A 16,161-nucleotide genomic window follows, 5' to 3' on the forward strand; every position below is an offset into this window, starting at 1 on the left:
CCGGACCTCACACGCCGATGTCGCGCCCGTCCTTGCGCCAGACGGCGACGACGGAGGGACGGACGATCCTGCCCGGCCCATCGGGCCAGACGCTCGCCGGGTTCTCCACGGAGGCCCCGTCGACCTCGCCCGGGTGCTGGACCGCGACCAGGACACGGCGGTCCTGGATGACCGGGCCGCAGGTCTCGGCCCCGGTCGGGACGGTCAGGAACTGCTTCAGCTCGCCGCGCCGGTCACCGTGGGTCGCCACGCCGAACAGCCCGTCGTGCGAGCCGAGCTTGTTGCCGTCCGTGGAGATCCACAGGTTGCCGTGCGCGTCGAACGCCACGTTGTCCGGGCAGGAGATGGGGCTGACGTTCTCCTTGGGGAAGCCCGCGTAGTACGTCGACGGGTCCTCCGGGTCGCCCGCCACGAGGAACAGCCGCCAGGCGAAGCCGTCGCCGGCCGGGTCGTCCCAGTTCTCCGCGAGCTCCAGGATCTGCCCGTGCTTGTTGCCGTTGCGCGGGTTCGCCTCGTCCGCGCCGGGCTTGCCCTCCTTGCCGCGGTCCGAGTTGTTGGTGAGCGCCACATAGACCCGGCCGGTGCGCGGCGAGGGCTCGACGTCCTCGGGGCGGTCCATCTTGGTCGCGCCGACCTTGTCACCGGCCAGCCGCGTGTAGACGTACACCTCGTCGGCGGTCATGCCGGGTACGTGCGAGGTGGTGCCGGTGGCCAGCGGGATCCAGACGCCGCTGCCGTCGAACTCCCCGTCCACGGGCAGCTTTCCGGTGCCGTCGATCTCGGTGACCGGAGAGTCGCCGGTCAGCTTGGCGACGTACAGCGTGCCCTCGTCCAGCAGCGTCAGGTTGTGCTCGCGTGCGGCACGCGAGTTGCCCTTCTTCATCCGCTTGCTGGAGACGAACTTGTAGAGGTAGTCGAACTTCTCGTCGTCGCCCATGTAGACGACCGGGCGGCCGTCGGAGGTGAGCCGGGGCTCTGCGGCCTCGTGCTTGAACCGGCCCAGCGCGGTCCGCTTGCGCGGGGTGGAGTCCGGGTCGTACGGGTCGAGTTCGACGACCCAGCCGAAGCGGTTGGCCTCGTTGGGCTCCTTCGCCAGGTCGAACCGCCGGTCGAACCGCTCCCACTTGCGCTCGGATGCGCCGGTGCCGATCCCGTACCGCTTGTGCATGTCGGTGTTGCCGTTGGCGAAGTACTGGTTGAAGTTCTCCTCGCCGTGCAACGTGGTGCCCCACGGAGTGGTGCCGCCCCCACAGTTGTTGAGGGTGCCGAGCACCTTGCGGCCCGTGCGGTCGGCGGACGTACGCAGCAGGGGGCTGCCCGCGGCCGGGCCCGTCACGCGGAACTCGCTCGTCGCGGTCAGGCGGCGGTTCAGCGGGTGCCGGTTGACCGGTCCCAGCTTGCCGGTCCGGTTCTCCTCCTGGACGACGACCACGGAGAGTCCGTGCGCCGCCCAGGCGATCTCCACCTGTTCGCGGGTCGGGTTGGCCGGATCGTAGCCGCGGAACATGAGGAGCTCGTCCGTGTACTCGTGGTTCGCGACCATCACCTGCCGCCCGCGCTCGCCGCGCAGCGGGAGCAGGGAGAGGAAGTCGTTGTTGTAACCGAACTGGCCCGCCTGCGCCTTCGCGGTCTGCTTGTCCGGGTCGAAGGCGGGCGCGCCGCGCAGAATCGGGTCGCCCCAGCGGATCACCACGTTCTGGGCGTACCCGTCGGGGATCGTGACCTTGTCGTCCTTGTTGGGCGCGACCGGCGAGAACCGCAGGCCACGCGCCCCGGACCGGGCCGGTTCGTGGGGGTGGCCCGGTCGGTGTCCATGCCCGGCGAGCGCGGCGGCCTCGGCCTGCGGGGCACTCGGGCCGGTCAGCGCGGCGGTCCCGGCCGCGGTGGCGACGGTGACCACGGCGGCGGCGCGCATCATCGAGCGGCGCGACACGGCACCGGCGATGATGTCGCCGGCGTACTCGTTGTCGCTGTTGTTGGGCGTCTCCTTGAAGCAGGCGTCGCCGCAGCGGAAGCGGCAGGTCAGCGCGGAACGCCCACCGGGATGCGAGCTGATGAACGGCAGCAGGTTGCGCACGTGGATTCCCTCCGTCTGGTGTCGTGCGTGACGGTAGGTGCGCCTCCACGCGGTCCGAGGGACTCCCGGTGAACGGCGGGTGAAGTCCGGGCCACCGCTGTTCCCTTGAGGGTCGGCGCCGGACACGCTCGTGGACTCGGTCCGGGAACGGTTTCGGCTCGGTTGACGCAGGGGCGGGCCGCACCGGCGAACGGCCGGATCCGGCCGCTAACCTTACGTATCCGTCCTGGCCAGGGACGAATTCACCCAGGTCGGACATTTCCCGCACCCAACTCATGCGAAAGGCCTCGCCCATGGGCATTCGGAGCTTGCTGCGTAAGGTGTTCGGCCGCACGGAGCAGGACGAGCCGGCCACGGCCACCGTCCCGCCCCAGGCCGAGCGCACTCAGCCCAAGGAGACGGAGCCGGAGACCACTTCGGCGGCCGAGCCCGCCGCCGAGCCGAAGGCGTCGATTCCGGCCCCGGCCTCGCCCTCGTCCTCTGTCCCGTCCTCCGCCGACGCACCGTCCACGGCGTCCGCGGCCACGTCGAAGGCTTCCACCGCCGCCGACGCCACCGAATCCGCCGACTCCACGGAGAGTGACGGTTCGAAGGCCACCGACCTGGTGGCGGAGGCCTTCGACAAGGCGGCCGCCACCGCCAAGCCGTCGCCGACCGTCCCCGCGCAGGCGTCGGCACCGAAGGAGACTCTGGAGGAGGCCCCGAAGGACGCCCCGAAGGCGGAGAAGCCCACGGAGCCGCAGCCGGAGCCGGTGGCCACCAAGGAGCCGGTGGTCGCAGAAGAGCCGGAGGCCACCAAGGAGCCGGCGGTCGCAGAAAAGCCGGTGGTCGCAGAAGAGCCGGTGGCCACCAAGGAGCCGGTCAAGGCCGAAGAGCCCGTCAAGGCCGAGCCCGCATCGGCCCCGGAGCCGATCACGATCGACCTCGACCTCGACGAGACCCCGGAGTCGGCGCCTGAGCCGGAGACCGCAGCGAAGCCGGAGCCGGAGTCCAAGCCGGAACCGGCAGCAAAGCCGGAGCCGGAGTCCAAGCCGGAACCGGCAGCAAAGCCGGAGCCGGAGTCCAAGCCGGAGCCGGCAGCGGAGGCCACACCCGCACCGGCAGTGGCGGAGGTCCCGGAGACCGCCCCCGAGGCGCCTCAGACCACCCCTGAGACCCCGAAGGCTCCCAACGCCTCCAAGGCCCCGAAGGCCCCCGAAGCCGCACCGGCAGCCACAGAGGCACCGGAGGCCGCCAAGACGCCGACCGTCGCAGAAGAGGCCCCGGCGGCCCCCGCCGGCTCGGAGCCGGCCGCGACCGCATCGGAGCCCGCCCCCGGCAAGCCCGCCACCACGCTCGCGCGGGTCAAGTCGAGCGCTCCGCAGCTCGTCGCCCCGTACAAGGCGGCGCAGACGGCGCTCAAGGCACACGGGCTGTCCGGGCTCCGCGCCCGCGTCTACCTGGTGCTCGACCGCTCCGGCTCGATGCGGCCGTTCTACAAGGACGGCAGCGCCCAGCACCTGGGCGACCGGACGCTCGCGCTCGCCGCGCATCTGGACGAGGACGCCACCGTGCAGGTCGTCTTCTTCTCGACCGACATCGACGGCACCGGGTCCATCGGGCTCTCCGGCCACGAGGGCCGCGTCGACGAGCTGCACGCGGGCCTCGGCCGGCTGGGCCGGACGCACTACCACCGCGCGGTCGAGGAGATCGTGGCGCACCACAAGAAGACGGAGGCCACGGGTCCGGCTCTCGTGATCTTCCAGACGGACGGCCCGCCGGACGCCAAGCAGGCCGCCCGGCAGGCCCTCACGGACGCGGCGCGGCTGCCGCTGTTCTTCCAGTTCGTCGCCTTCGGCGAGCAGGACGCGAAGGGCTTCGACTTCCTGCGGAAGCTCGACGCACCGAACGCCGGGTTCTTCCACGCGGGCCCGGCACCCCGCGAGATCGCGGACGCCGAGCTCTACCGGGAGATCCTCGCCGGGCTGCCGGCCTGGACCGCCGCGCGCGCGGGCGGCTCCGAGGCCTGATCGACCGGCAGCCGTACGGTCACGGCGAGACCGCCGCCCTCCGGGCCCGGTACCGCCGTGACCGTTCCGCCGTGGGCCACCACCGGAGCGCACTCCTCCGCCCGCGCGCGGGGTTCCGCTCATCGAGGTGAGTGGATCTTGCCGTGGCCGTTAGGATTTCGACCATGGCGGCCACTGGATCCGAGAAGCAGGGGGCGACGGCGTACTACGTCTCGACCCCCATTTACTACGTCAACGACGCTCCTCACCTGGGCCACGCCTACACGACCGTTGCAGGGGACGTGCTCACGCGCTGGCACCGCCAGCGCGGCGAGAAGGTGTGGTACCTCACCGGCACGGACGAGCACGGTCAGAAGATCATGCGCACGGCCGAGGCGAACGACGTCACTCCGCAGGCTTGGTGCGACAAGCTCGTCGAAGAGGCGTGGAAGCCCCTCTGGGAGCACCTCAACATCGCGAACGACGACTTCATCCGGACGACGGAGAAGCGGCACACCGACCGTGTGCAGGAGTTCGTGCAGGACCTGTACGACAAGGGCGAGATCTACAAGGGCGGGTACGAAGGCCCGTACTGCGTGGGCTGCGAGGAGTACAAGCTCCCCGGCGATCTGATCGACGGCGAGGGCGAGTTCGCCGGCCAGAAGCTCTGCCCGGTCCACAAGAAGCCGGTGGAGCTCCTCAAGGAGGAGAACTACTTCTTCAAGCTGAGCGAGTACGGCCCGAAGCTGCTGGAGTTCTACGCGGCGAACCCCGGCTTCATCCAGCCCGAGTCGGCGCGCAACGAGGTCGTGAACTTCGTCGAGCAGGGCCTTCAGGACCTGTCGATCTCGCGCTCGACCTTCGACTGGGGCGTCCCGGTCCCCTGGGACGACAAGCACGTCATCTACGTCTGGATCGACGCGCTGCTCAACTACGCGACGGCGGTCGGCTACGGCGCCAACCAGGAGAAGTTCGACGGTACGTTCCCGGCGGACGTGCACCTGATCGGCAAGGACATCCTCCGCTTCCACTCGGTGATCTGGCCCGCGATGCTGATGGCGCAGGGCCTGCCGCTCCCCGGCAAGGTCGTCGCCAACGGCTGGCTGATGGTCGGCGGCGAGAAGATGTCGAAGTCCAACCTGACCGGCATCAAGCCGCAGGACCTGACCTCGCACTTCGGCGTGGACGCGTACCGCTGGTACTTCCTGCGGGCCATCGCGTACGGCAGCGACGGGTCGTTCTCCTGGGAGGACTTCACCGCCCGCTACACCTCCGAGCTGGCCAACGACTACGGCAACCTCGCCTCGCGCGTGGCGGCGATGGTCGGCAAGTACTTCGGCGGGGCACTGCCGGAGGCGACGGCCGTCGGTGACGCCGAGCGGGCCGTGCAGGAGGGCCTCGCCAAGGCCGTGGCGACCGCCGACCAGAAGATCGGCGAGGAGCTGGACTTCCAGTCCGGCATCCTGGCGGTCTTCGACTTCGTGAAGCAGGTCAACGGCTACATCACGGAGCAGGAGCCGTGGAAGGTGGCCAAGGACACCACCCCCGAGGGCCAGGCCCGCCTCGCGACCATCCTGTACACGGCCGCCGAGGCGCTGCGCGGGGTCGCGGTCCTGCTCAACGCCGTGATGCCGGAGACCTCGCAGAGCCTGTGGGAGTCCCTGGGCGCCGAGGAGTCCCTGGGCGCGCTGGCCGACCAGAAGGTCCAGGACGCGGGCGCGTGGGGCATCCTGCCCGCGGGCACGACGGTGACGAAGGGCGCGGTGCTGTTCCCGCGTCTGGAGGAGAAGCCGGCGTAACGCCTCCGTACGCGCGAGGAGCCCGGGACCGTGAACAGCGGTCCCGGGCTCCTCGCGTTCCGTTCACCGCCCCAACGTCTGCGCATCGCCCATCACGATCACCGGGTTCATCACCGGGTCCAGGGTGCGCAGGAGTTCCTCCATGTGCTCCTCCGGGATGGAGACGCAGCCCTGGGTCGGGCCGCCGTGGTCGACGTGGATCCAGATGCCGCCGCCGCGTTCGAGGCCGAGCGGGCGGGTGCGGTCCAGGGGGCTGACGCCCTCCGTGCGGTTGTAGTTGATCGCGACGACGTAGTCGAAGGAGCCCTCCAGCGGCTCTCCGAAGAAGCCCTCGCCGTCCACCGCGAACCGGGGATGCTCGTCGTACGGCAGCAGCGCTCCCGGGTCGGGGAGCCGGCCGCCCGCGTCGGTGAGCGGGTAGACGCCCGTGGGGGACCTCAGGTCGCCCGCCACATGGTGGTCGGTCCAGCCCTCCATGCCGTTGTGCGCCGGCCAGGGCCCCGCGAGCGGCTGCCAGCCCTTCACCGGGTCCTCGCGGCTGTACAGGACCGCGCTGGACTGGTTGGAGTCGGCCTCCTCGCCGGTCACGACGAACGCCTGGCGGGCGTCGGCGGGGATGGCCGCGCGCGTCTCCGGTCCCAGGTCCGGGATCTCGGCGGGGCTCGGGACGGGCGCCGCGGTGGGTGAGGCCCGCAGCGCGGACGCGGCGTCGGACTGCGGGCCCGCGGCGCCCTGCCCCGGGGCGCCCACGGGGGTCTTCGCGGGAGCGGCGCCGGAAGCGCAGCCGGTGAGCAGCAGGGCCAGGACGAGGAGTGGTGCGGCGAGCAGGGCGGGCGGGCGGCGTGGGACGGACACGGTGGCGGGCTCCTCGGGTGGCGGCGGGCGGCGCGACGCGGCAGCGGGGTGCGAGAGGGGTGTCTCGGTGCCAGTCTTTGCCGGGCCCGGCCCGGCCGAACCCGAACCGGGGCCATCCGGCTGTACCGAGTCGCCCTGCCCTCGCCGGCCCTCCAGCCGTGTGCAACGAAACAGCCCCCGATCGGGTGATCGGGGGCTGTTTCACGTGAAACATCCGCGGAGCGGGACCGTACGGGCCGCCGGTCCTGCGGACTACTTCTCCGAGACGGGCTTCTCCGAGACGGGCTTCTCCGACGCGGGCTTCTCCGACGCGCCCTTCGCGGCGACCGGCTTGCGCAGCTGGATGTTCAGCTCGCGCAGACGGGTCTCGTCCAGCTCGGTCGGGGCGCCCATCATCAGGTCCTGGGCGTTGCCGTTGAGCGGGAAGGCGATCGTCTCGCGGATGTTCGGCTCGTCGGCGAGCAGCATCACGATGCGGTCGACGCCCGGGGCGATGCCACCGTGCGGCGGGGCGCCGAGGCGGAACGCGCGCAGCATGCCCGCGAACTCGTGCTCGACGGTCTCGCGGTCGTAACCGGCGATCTCGAAGGCCTTGAGCATCAGCTCGGGCTCGTGGTTACGGATGGCGCCCGAGGACAGCTCGATGCCGTTGCAGACGATGTCGTACTGCCAGGCGAGGATGTCCAGCGGGTCCTTCTCCTCCAGGTCGGCCAGGCCGCCCTGGGGCATCGAGAAGGGGTTGTGCGAGAAGTCGATCTTGCCGGTCTCCTCGTCCTTCTCGTACATCGGGAAGTCGACGATCCAGCAGAACCGGAAGACGCCCTCCTCGAAGTGGCCGGCGCGCTTGGCGGCCTCGACCCGGACCGCCGACATGATCTTGGAGACCTCGTCGAACTCGCCCGCGCCGAAGAAGACGGCGTGGCCCGGGACCAGCGACAGGCGCTCGGTGAGCGTCTTGACGTCGGTCTCGGTGAGGAACTTGGCGATCGGACCGGCGAGCGTGCCGTCCTCGCCCACGCGCACCCAGGCCAGGCCCTTGGCGCCGTGCTCGACGGCGTACTCACCGAGGCCGTCGAAGAACTTCCGGGACTGACCCGCGGTGTCCGGGACCGGCAGCGCGCGGACGTGCTTGCCGGCGAACGCCTTGAACCCGGAGTCGGCGAAGACGTCCGAGATGTCGACGAGCTCCAGCTTGGCGCGCAGATCCGGCTTGTCGTTGCCGTACTTCAGCATCGACTCGCGGAACGGGATGCGCGGGAACGGCGAGGTGACGTGGCGGCCGTTGCCGAACTCCTCGAAGAGCTCCGTCATCAGCTTCTCGATCGGCCGGAAGACGTCCTCCTGCTCGACGAAGGACATCTCGACGTCGAGCTGGTAGAACTCGCCCGGCGAGCGGTCGGCGCGGGCGTCCTCGTCGCGGAAGCAGGGCGCGATCTGGAAGTAGCGGTCGAAGCCCGAGATCATCAGCAGCTGCTTGAACTGCTGCGGGGCCTGCGGCAGCGCGTAGAACTTGCCGGGGTTCAGCCGTGACGGGACGACGAAGTCACGGGCGCCCTCGGGCGAGGTCGCGGTGAGGATCGGGGTCGCCATCTCGTTGAAGCCGAGGGCCACCATCTTGGAGCGGATGGAGGCGATCACGGCCGAGCGCAGCATGATGTTGCGGTGCATGCGCTCGCGGCGCAGGTCGAGGAAGCGGTACTCCAGGCGCCGCTCCTCGTTGACGCCGTCCTCGGTGTTGATCGTGAAGGGCAGCGGGCCGGCCTCACCCAGCACCTCGACCTCGGTGACCTCGATCTCGATCTCGCCGGTCGGCAGCTCCGGGTTCACGTTGTCGGCTCCGCGCGCGGAGACCTTGCCGTCGATCCGGACGACGGTCTCCTTGGTGAGCTTCGCCAGGGCGTCGTTGCCGGGGGTGCCGGGGCGGGCGACGAGCTGCACCAGACCGTAGTGGTCGCGCAGATCGATGAAGAGGATGCCACCCAGGTCTCGGCGATTGTGCAGCCAGCCGCTCAGCCGGACGTCGGTGCCGACGTCAGAGGCGCGGAGCTCGCCGCAGGTGTGGGACCTGTACCGATGCATCGTCGTTCATCCAGTCTTCGCGGGGTGGGGGTGCCCGGCGGGTCAGGGCCGGGCAGGGCGCGGCGTCCGGTGCGGTGCGTCGCAAGGCGCCGGAGCGTCCTCACCGCGGAGCGATTCGGACGTTTCGGCAACGCCGCGAGGTGCCGTGCCAGGCGTCGTGACCCCGGTCATGACCCGCCGGGCACCCCCGAGGGGTGGATTGAGCTTCCCCAGGCTACCGCCCGGGGCCGGGACGCTTCATTTCCCTTTACGTCGCCGTACCACCCGGCCGCCGGGGCAGGTGGCGGCTCCTCGGTGGCGTCCGTCGAGCAGACCTTCCTAAAGTGGGGCAATGCGCACCGAGGAAGTCCTGGCCGCGATCGCGACGGGCCTGTGGCGCTGGGACAACGCGGCCGGAACGGTCACGCTCGACGCGGAGGCGGCCCGGCTGCTCGGCCTCCCGCCCGAGCCCGGCAGCTACCGGGAAGCCGCCGTGCGCTCGCGTTTCCACCCGGTCGACTGGAACGAGATCTACGGGGTGGTGAACCTCGCGGTCACCGAGGGAACCCTCGCCGAGGCGCGGCTGCGGATCGTGGACGAGCGCGGGCAGGTCCTCCGTATCGTCCGCAGCCGCTCCAAGCCGGTCGTCCCGCCGGGCCAGGACGTCGGGAGCTACGTCCTCATCGGCACGCTCCAGGAGGTCGCCGAGCCGCAGCCCGGCTCCACCGACGCCGTCCACACGCCGATCACCGGGGACTGGCGCCGTTCCCGGGAGGCGTTCCTGCTGGACGCCGGGCGCGCGCTGGCCGAGGCCCGGTCCACCGCGGAGGTGCTGCGGGTCGCCGCGTCGCTGTCCATGCCCGGCTTCTCCCCGGACGGCCTCGCGGTCTTCGGCTCCGCCGGGGAGCGGCTGACGATCATCGGGCACCACGGGCACACCACCGAGGACGAGGAACCCTTCACCGACATGCCCCTGGAGACCGACTACCCGGCCGCCGAGGTCGTCCGCACCGGCCGCGCGATCTACCTCCCCTCCCCCGAGGAGTACCGCCGCCGCTACCCGGCCACCTGGCCGCTCGCCCGGCGCTTCGGGCGTCAGTCCTGGGCCTTCCTGCCCCTGGTGTCCTCCGGCCGCACGATGGGCGCCTGGATGGCCGGGTTCCGGCATCCGGTGGGGTTCTCCCCGGACGAGCGCGCGGTGCTCTCGACGGTCGCCCGGATGCTCGCCCAGGCCCTGGCCCGCGCCGGGGTGGCCGAGACGGAACGCGAGCTGTCGCTCGGCCTCCAGCGCTCGATGATGCCGACGCTCGGCCCGGACATCCCCGGCATGACGGTGGCCGCGCGGTACGTGCCGACCGGCGGCGGACTCCAGGTGGGCGGCGACTGGTACGACATGATCCCGCTGCCCAACGGCCGCATCGCCCTGGTCATCGGCGACGTCCAGGGCCACGACGTGCGGGCCGCCGGGCTGATGGGCCAGCTCCGCATCGCCCTGCGCGCCTACGCCTCCGAGGGGCACCGGCCGGACGCGGTGCTCGCCCGGGCCTCGCGCTTCCTGTCCGGGCTCACCGACGCGTACGAGAGCGTCGAGGGCGACGAGGAACCCGCGGCGCCGCGCTTCGCGACCTGCCTGTACGCGGAGGTGGACCCGGAGGCCGGGACCCTGGACATCGCCCGCGCCGGCCACCCCGACCCGGTGGTGATCAGCGCCGACGGGACCGCGGTGATCCGGCAGACGGCCGGCGGGCTGCCGCTCGGGATCGAGACGGACTCCGACTACCCCACCACCCGCGTGGTCCTGGAACCCGGCGAGACGATCATGCTGTGCACGGACGGCCTCATCGAGACCGGCGGGCACGACCTGGCCACCGGCTGGACCCGGCTGCGCCCCGTCCTGGAGGAGCCGGCCGAGGACCTGGAGCAGCTGGCGGACGCCCTGGTCCAAGCCGTGCACGGGCCGACCTCGCACTACACGACGGGGCCGCTCGCGGACCGGCGGGAGGACGACATCGCGGTCCTGATCCTGCGGCGCGAGAGCACCCCCGCCCGGGAGGCGCCGCCGCGCCGCAGCGTCCTGACCATCGCGCAGGCCGAACCCGAGCGGGTCTCGGTCGGCCGGCAGCTCGTGCGCGAGCTGCTGCACGACTGGATCGATCCCGAGCAGGTCGACTCGGCGGTCCTGATGGTCTCCGAGATGGCCACCAACGTGCTCGTCCACACGGACGGGGACGCGCTGATGGTGGCGGAGGTCTCCGGCGAGCGGGGGGAGCGGCGGCTGCGCGTCGAGGTCGCCGACGCCAGTGACGAACTGCCGCACAAACGGCGGCCGGGCGAGATGGCGTCCAGCGGGCGGGGTCTGGTGCTGATGGAGATGCTGGCGGACGCGTGGGGGGTGGACCCTCGCGGGGAGGGCAAGTCGATCTGGTTCGAGCTGTCCGAGTCGGCCGCCTCGGAGCGGTTGGCGAAGGCCGCGTCCTGACGTCCCTCGTGCTCCCCTGGCCCTCGCGGCCCGGCCTCCGCAGCGCCCGGGCCCGCCTCCGTAACGGTTCGTCCTCAAGCGCCGGAGGGGCTGGTCTCACCGCCGGGCGGACCGGAGGCACCGCCGGGCGGGCCCGCAGGCGTCCCGAACCCGTTGCGCAGCTCGCCCAGGACGCCGAAGGCCGCCGCGCACAGGGGTACGGCCAGCAGCATGCCGAGCAGGCCCGCCACGCTCGCTCCCGCCGTCAGCGCGATCATGATCATGGCGGGGTGCATCTGGACCGTACGGCTCTGGATCATCGGCTGGAGCACATGCCCCTCCAGCGCCTGGACCGCGAGCACCACACCCAGGGCCCACAGCGCGATCACGAACCCCCGGTCGGCAAGCGCGACCAGCACCGCCACCGCGCCGGAGAGGAACGCCCCGAGGTACGGGATGTACGCGCCGACGAACACCAGCGCGCCGAGCCCCACCGCCCCCGGAACGTCCAGGATCAGCAGGCCCACGGTGATGCACACGGCGTCGATCAGGGCGATGAACGTGGTGCCGCGCATGAAGCCCTCGACGGCCTCGAACGCCCGGCGCCCCATGGCCTCCACCAGGTCCCCGGTGCCGCGCGGGGCCACCGCGTGGGCCAGGTTCACCGCGCGGTCCGAGTCGCGCAGGAAGAAGAAGGTCAGCAGCAGGGCCAGCACACTGGTCGCCACCAGCGAACCGACCAGGCTGATGCCGCTGAGCAGACCGCCCGCCGCGCTCGCCCCGAACTTCTCGACCAGGTTCTTCGCGTTGTCGGCCAGGTCGTCGACGTCCGTGGCCCCGGCGATGTCCAGATGGTCGACGACCCACTGGCCGGTGTCCTTCAGCGAGGAGACGATCTGGGGGCCGGAGTCGACGAGGGCGGTGACCACGATGTACCCGGCGCCGCCGACCACCGCGACCAGGGCCGCGCAGGTCAGGCCCGCGGCCAGCGACCGGTTGATCCTGCGGGCGATCAGCCACCGGTGAACGGGTCCGAGCAGCGCTGTGCCGAGCAGGGCGAGCAGCACCGGGGTGACCGCGGTCTTCAGGGTGACGACCAGCCAGATCGCGACGGCGGCGACGCCCACGACGAGCAGGACGACACCGCACCAGGCTGCCACGCGGCGGGCGCTCTGGGGAAGGAGGGGCTTGGGTGCGGGCACCCTCCCACCCGATCACGGTGCGCGACGGCTGTCCCGCCCGCCGCCCCCGTACGGGTGACGGTCCGTCACCCGGCCCGTACGGCGGGGGCCGTCACATGCCGTGGACCGCCGGGACAGTGCCCAGGCGGCCGGCCTGGAAGTCCTCGAAGGCCTGCTTCAGTTCGGCCTGACTGTTCATCACGAACGGTCCGTAGTGCGCCATCGGCTCCCGGATCGGACGGCCGCCGAGCAGGACGACCTCCAGGTCCGGGGTGTTGCCGTCCTGCCGCTCGTCCGCGCGGACGGTCAGCGATCCGCCGGCCCCGAACACCGCGGTCCGGCCCATCGTGACGGGGCGGCGCTCCGCGCCGACCGTGCCGCGGCCGGCCAGGACGTACGCGAGGCCGTTGAAGTCCTCGCGCCACGGGAGGGTCACCTCGGCCCCGGGCCGGACGGTGGCGTGGATCATCGTGATCGGGGTGTGGGTGATGCCCGGGCCCTGGTGGCCGTCGAGCTCACCGGCGATGACCCGGAGCAGCGCGCCGCCGTCGGGGGAGGCGAGGAGCTGGACCTCGCCGCCGCGGATGTCCTGGTAGCGCGGGGCCATCATCTTGTCGGCCTTGGGCAGGTTCACCCAGAGCTGGAGGCCGTGGAAGAGGCCGCCGGACATGACGAGCGACTCCGGCGGGGCCTCGATGTGCAGCAGTCCCGAGCCGGCGGTCATCCACTGGGTGTCGCCGTTCTCGATGGTGCCGCCACCACCGTTGGAGTCCTGGTGGACGAAGGTCCCGTCGATCAGGTACGTGACGGTCTCGAAGCCGCGGTGCGGGTGCCAGGGGGTGCCCTTCGGCTCGCCGGCGGCGTACTCCACCTCACCCATCTGGTCCATCATGATGAACGGGTCGAGGTGCCGGTAGTCGATCCCCGCGAACGCACGGCGGACGGGGAAGCCCTCGCCCTCGAATCCGCTCGGCGCGGTCGTGACGGCGAGCACGGGACGGGCCGCGGCGTCACCCGAAGCGGCGACCTTGGGCAGGGTCAGCGGGTTGTCGACGGTCACTGCGGGCATGGGAGCCACCTCCGGGCGAGTGTTCTGCGATCAATTTAGTTGAATGATGAACATCCCGCAAGGCGTCGCGGATTCCCGGGGCGGCCACGCCGGTGGGCCCACCCGTGACCCGACCGCGAAAAGGGTCCGCGCCACTCCCGGCACGGACCCTCCTCCGAACAGCGAAATCGCAGGTCACCGACCTGCCAAGACGTCCCGCCTACCCATACATACGGCGCATCGCGAAGTCGACCATCTGCTCGACGGCCTTGGCGTCGAAGACCATCCGGTGATCACCCTCCATGTCCAGGACGAAGCCGTAGCCCGTCGGCAGCAGGTCGATCACCTCGGCCCCCGTGATCACGAAGTACTTGGACTCCTTGCCCGCGTACCGTCGCAACTCCTTGAGCGTGGTGAACATCGGGATCACAGGCTGCTGCGTGTTGTGCAGCGCCAGGAACCCGGGGTTTTCACCGCGCGGGCAGTAGACCTTCGACGTGGCGAAGATCTGCTGGAAGTCCTCGGCGGAGAGGGAGCCGGTGGTGAAGGCCCGTACCGCGTCGGCCAGGGAGGGCGGCGACGGTTCCGGATACAGCGGATGCTCCCCGTAACCGCCGCCCATCTGACCCATCTGGCCCATCTGACCCATCTGCTGCTGAGCACCAGGGTTCTGGTCGTAGCCGTACATGCTGCAAAGAGTAATCGGACACATCTACGGCTTGAGGGGTTGCACCTTATTACTGACGGGTAGCATCATCGTAGAGGTCAGCTGATGGACCAACGCCTGCCTGTCGCCCGACCCGCATCACTCCCCGGGGCGCTGTGCGCCACTGCTATTGATTACGGAGCCTTCCCATGGGGCACTACAAGTCGAATCTCCGCGACATCGAGTTCAACCTCTTCGAGGTCCTCGGGCGCGACGAGGTGTACGGCACCGGTCCGTTCGCCGAGATGGACGTCGACACCGCGAAGAGCATCCTGGACGAGATCGCCCGCCTCGCGGAGAACGAGCTCGCCGACTCCTACGCCGACGCCGACCGCAACCCGCCGGTCTTCGACCCGGAGACGAAGACCGCCCCGGTCCCGGCGAGCTTCAAGAAGTCGTACCAGGCCTTCATGGACTCCGAGTACTGGCGCCTGGGCCTCCCCGAGGAGGTCGGCGGCACCACCTCCCCCCGCTCCCTGATCTGGGGCTACGCGGAGCTGCTGCTCGGCTCGAACCCGGCCGTGTGGATGTACTCCTCCGGCCCGGCGTTCGCCGGCATCCTCTTCGACGAGGGCAACGACGAGCAGAAGAAGATCGCGGAGATCGCCGTCGAGAAGCAGTGGGGCTCGACGATGGTGCTGACCGAGCCGGACGCCGGCTCCGACGTCGGCGCCGGCCGGACGAAGGCCGTCCAGCAGGACGACGGCTCCTGGCACATCGAGGGTGTGAAGCGCTTCATCACCTCGGGCGAGCACGACATGTCCGAGAACATCCTCCACTACGTGCTGGCCCGCCCCGAGGGCGCCGGCCCCGGCACCAAGGGCCTCTCGCTCTTCCTGGTCCCGAAGTTCCACTTCGACTGGACCACCGGCGAGCTGGGCGAGCGCAACGGCGTGTACGCGACGAACGTCGAGCACAAGATGGGCCTCAAGGCCTCCAACACCTGCGAGATGACGTTCGGCGACCAGCACCCCGCCAAGGGCTGGCTGATCGGCGACAAGCACGACGGCATCCGCCAGATGTTCCGCATCATCGAGTTCGCCCGCATGATGGTCGGCACGAAGGCCATCGCCGCCCTCTCCGCCGGCTACCTGAACGCCCTGGAGTACGCCAAGGAGCGCGTCCAGGGTCCGGACCTGGCGAACTTCATGGACAAGACGGCGCCCAAGGTCACCATCACGCACCACCCCGACGTGCGCCGCTCGCTCATGACGCAGAAGGCGTACGCCGAGGGCATGCGCTCCCTCGTGCTGTACACCGCCTCCGTGCAGGACGCGATCCAGGAGCAGGAGGCCGCGGGTGAGGACGCCAAGGCGCTGAACGGCCTCAACGACCTGCTGCTGCCGATCGTCAAGGGCTACGGCTCCGAGAAGTCCTACGAGCAGCTCGCCCAGTCGCTCCAGACCTTCGGCGGCTCCGGCTACCTCCAGGAGTACCCGGTCGAGCAGTACATCCGGGACGCCAAGATCGACACCCTCTACGAGGGCACCACGGCGATCCAGGGCCAGGACTTCTTCTTCCGGAAGATCGTCCGCGACCAGGGCGCCTCCCTCAACACGCTCTCCGAGGAGATCAAGAAGTTCCTCGCGGGCGCCCAGGGCAACGAGGAGCTGGCCCCCGCGCTGGACTCGCTCGCCAAGGCTGTCGTGGACCTGGAGGCGATCGTCGGCACGATGATCACCGACCTCACCGCGACCGGCGAGGACGTCAAGAACATCTACAAGGTCGGGCTCAACACCACCCGCCTGCTGATGGCCTCCGGCGATGTCGTCGTCGGCTACCTGCTGCTCAAGGGCGCGGCCGTGGCGGCCGAGAAGCTGCCGACCGCCTCCGCCAAGGACGTCGCCTTCTACCAGGGCAAGATCGCCGCCGCGAAGTTCTTCGCCGCGAACGTCCTGCCGGGCGTCTCGACCGAGCGCGCGCTCGCCGAGTCGATCGACAACTCCCTGATGGAGCTGGACGAGGCCGCGTTCTAGGGAATCGCCCGCCTG

10 protein-coding genes and 1 pseudogene are annotated in these 16,161 nt (G+C 70.7%); 4 read left to right on the top strand and 7 right to left on the bottom strand.

What is annotated here, in order from left to right:
• Positions 1-7 precede the first annotated feature (7 nt).
• On the bottom strand, positions 8-2,077 hold the full coding sequence (locus IG90_RS0100605; RefSeq protein ID WP_030575765.1) for a PhoX family protein: 2,070 nt from the start codon (positions 2,075-2,077) through the stop codon (positions 8-10).
• A 293-nt stretch (positions 2,078-2,370) separates the two neighbouring features.
• Between IG90_RS0100605 and IG90_RS0100610 the strand changes: the two genes are divergently transcribed.
• On the top strand, positions 2,371-4,086 hold the full coding sequence (locus IG90_RS0100610) for a VWA domain-containing protein (protein WP_030575767.1): 1,716 nt from the start codon (positions 2,371-2,373) through the stop codon (positions 4,084-4,086).
• Here IG90_RS0100610 and IG90_RS45435 read toward each other — a convergent pair.
• Positions 4,020-4,166, bottom strand: a pseudogene (locus IG90_RS45435) (two-component sensor histidine kinase); the annotation flags it as partial. The gene IG90_RS0100610 and the pseudogene IG90_RS45435 sit on opposite strands and share 67 nt — an antisense overlap.
• Before the next feature lie 84 nt (positions 4,167-4,250).
• Here IG90_RS45435 and metG point away from each other — a divergent pair.
• Positions 4,251-5,864 carry a methionine--tRNA ligase gene (gene metG / locus IG90_RS0100615; protein WP_030575769.1) on the top strand — a complete coding sequence of 538 codons (1,614 nt, stop codon included), beginning with the start codon at positions 4,251-4,253 and terminating at the stop codon, positions 5,862-5,864.
• Positions 5,865-5,927: 63 nt separating this feature from the next.
• Here metG and IG90_RS0100620 read toward each other — a convergent pair whose 3' ends face one another.
• Both IG90_RS0100620 and aspS read right to left on the bottom strand, forming a co-directional pair.
• Positions 5,928-6,719 carry a L,D-transpeptidase family protein gene (locus tag IG90_RS0100620; protein ID WP_030575771.1) on the bottom strand — a complete coding sequence of 264 codons (792 nt, stop codon included), beginning with the start codon at positions 6,717-6,719 and terminating at the stop codon, positions 5,928-5,930.
• Between the two features lie 252 nt (positions 6,720-6,971).
• On the bottom strand, positions 6,972-8,798 hold the full coding sequence (gene aspS / locus IG90_RS0100625; RefSeq protein ID WP_030575773.1) for an aspartate--tRNA ligase: 1,827 nt from the start codon (positions 8,796-8,798) through the stop codon (positions 6,972-6,974).
• 331 nt (positions 8,799-9,129) lie between these two features.
• Here aspS and IG90_RS0100630 point away from each other — a divergent pair, with 331 nt between their 5' ends.
• Positions 9,130-11,256, top strand: a complete 2,127-nt coding sequence (locus tag IG90_RS0100630; RefSeq protein ID WP_030575775.1) for an ATP-binding SpoIIE family protein phosphatase — start codon at positions 9,130-9,132, stop codon at positions 11,254-11,256.
• A gap of 74 nt (positions 11,257-11,330) precedes the next feature.
• Here the strand turns inward: IG90_RS0100630 and IG90_RS0100635 are convergent, their stop codons facing one another.
• The 3 genes from IG90_RS0100635 to IG90_RS0100645 form a co-directional block, all read right to left on the bottom strand.
• Complete coding sequence (locus IG90_RS0100635; RefSeq protein ID WP_030575778.1) at positions 11,331-12,437, bottom strand: AI-2E family transporter; 1,107 nt, start codon at positions 12,435-12,437, stop codon at positions 11,331-11,333.
• A 91-nt stretch (positions 12,438-12,528) separates the two neighbouring features.
• The gene (locus IG90_RS0100640; RefSeq protein WP_030575780.1) at positions 12,529-13,485 is read right to left on the bottom strand and encodes a pirin family protein; all 957 of its coding nucleotides are present in this window, start codon (positions 13,483-13,485) and stop codon (positions 12,529-12,531) included.
• A 199-nt stretch (positions 13,486-13,684) separates the two neighbouring features.
• Complete coding sequence (locus IG90_RS0100645) at positions 13,685-14,152, bottom strand: SseB family protein (protein WP_030575782.1); 468 nt, start codon at positions 14,150-14,152, stop codon at positions 13,685-13,687.
• Between the two features lie 167 nt (positions 14,153-14,319).
• On the opposite strand from IG90_RS0100645, the gene IG90_RS0100650 reads away from it, so the two are divergent.
• The gene (locus IG90_RS0100650) at positions 14,320-16,146 is read left to right on the top strand and encodes an acyl-CoA dehydrogenase (RefSeq protein ID WP_030575784.1); all 1,827 of its coding nucleotides are present in this window, start codon (positions 14,320-14,322) and stop codon (positions 16,144-16,146) included.
• Positions 16,147-16,161: the final 15 nt, after the last annotated feature.

The organism is Streptomyces anulatus (assembly GCF_000721175.1).
In the GTDB taxonomy this organism is placed as follows: Bacteria; Actinomycetota; Actinomycetes; order Streptomycetales; family Streptomycetaceae; genus Streptomyces; species Streptomyces anulatus_C.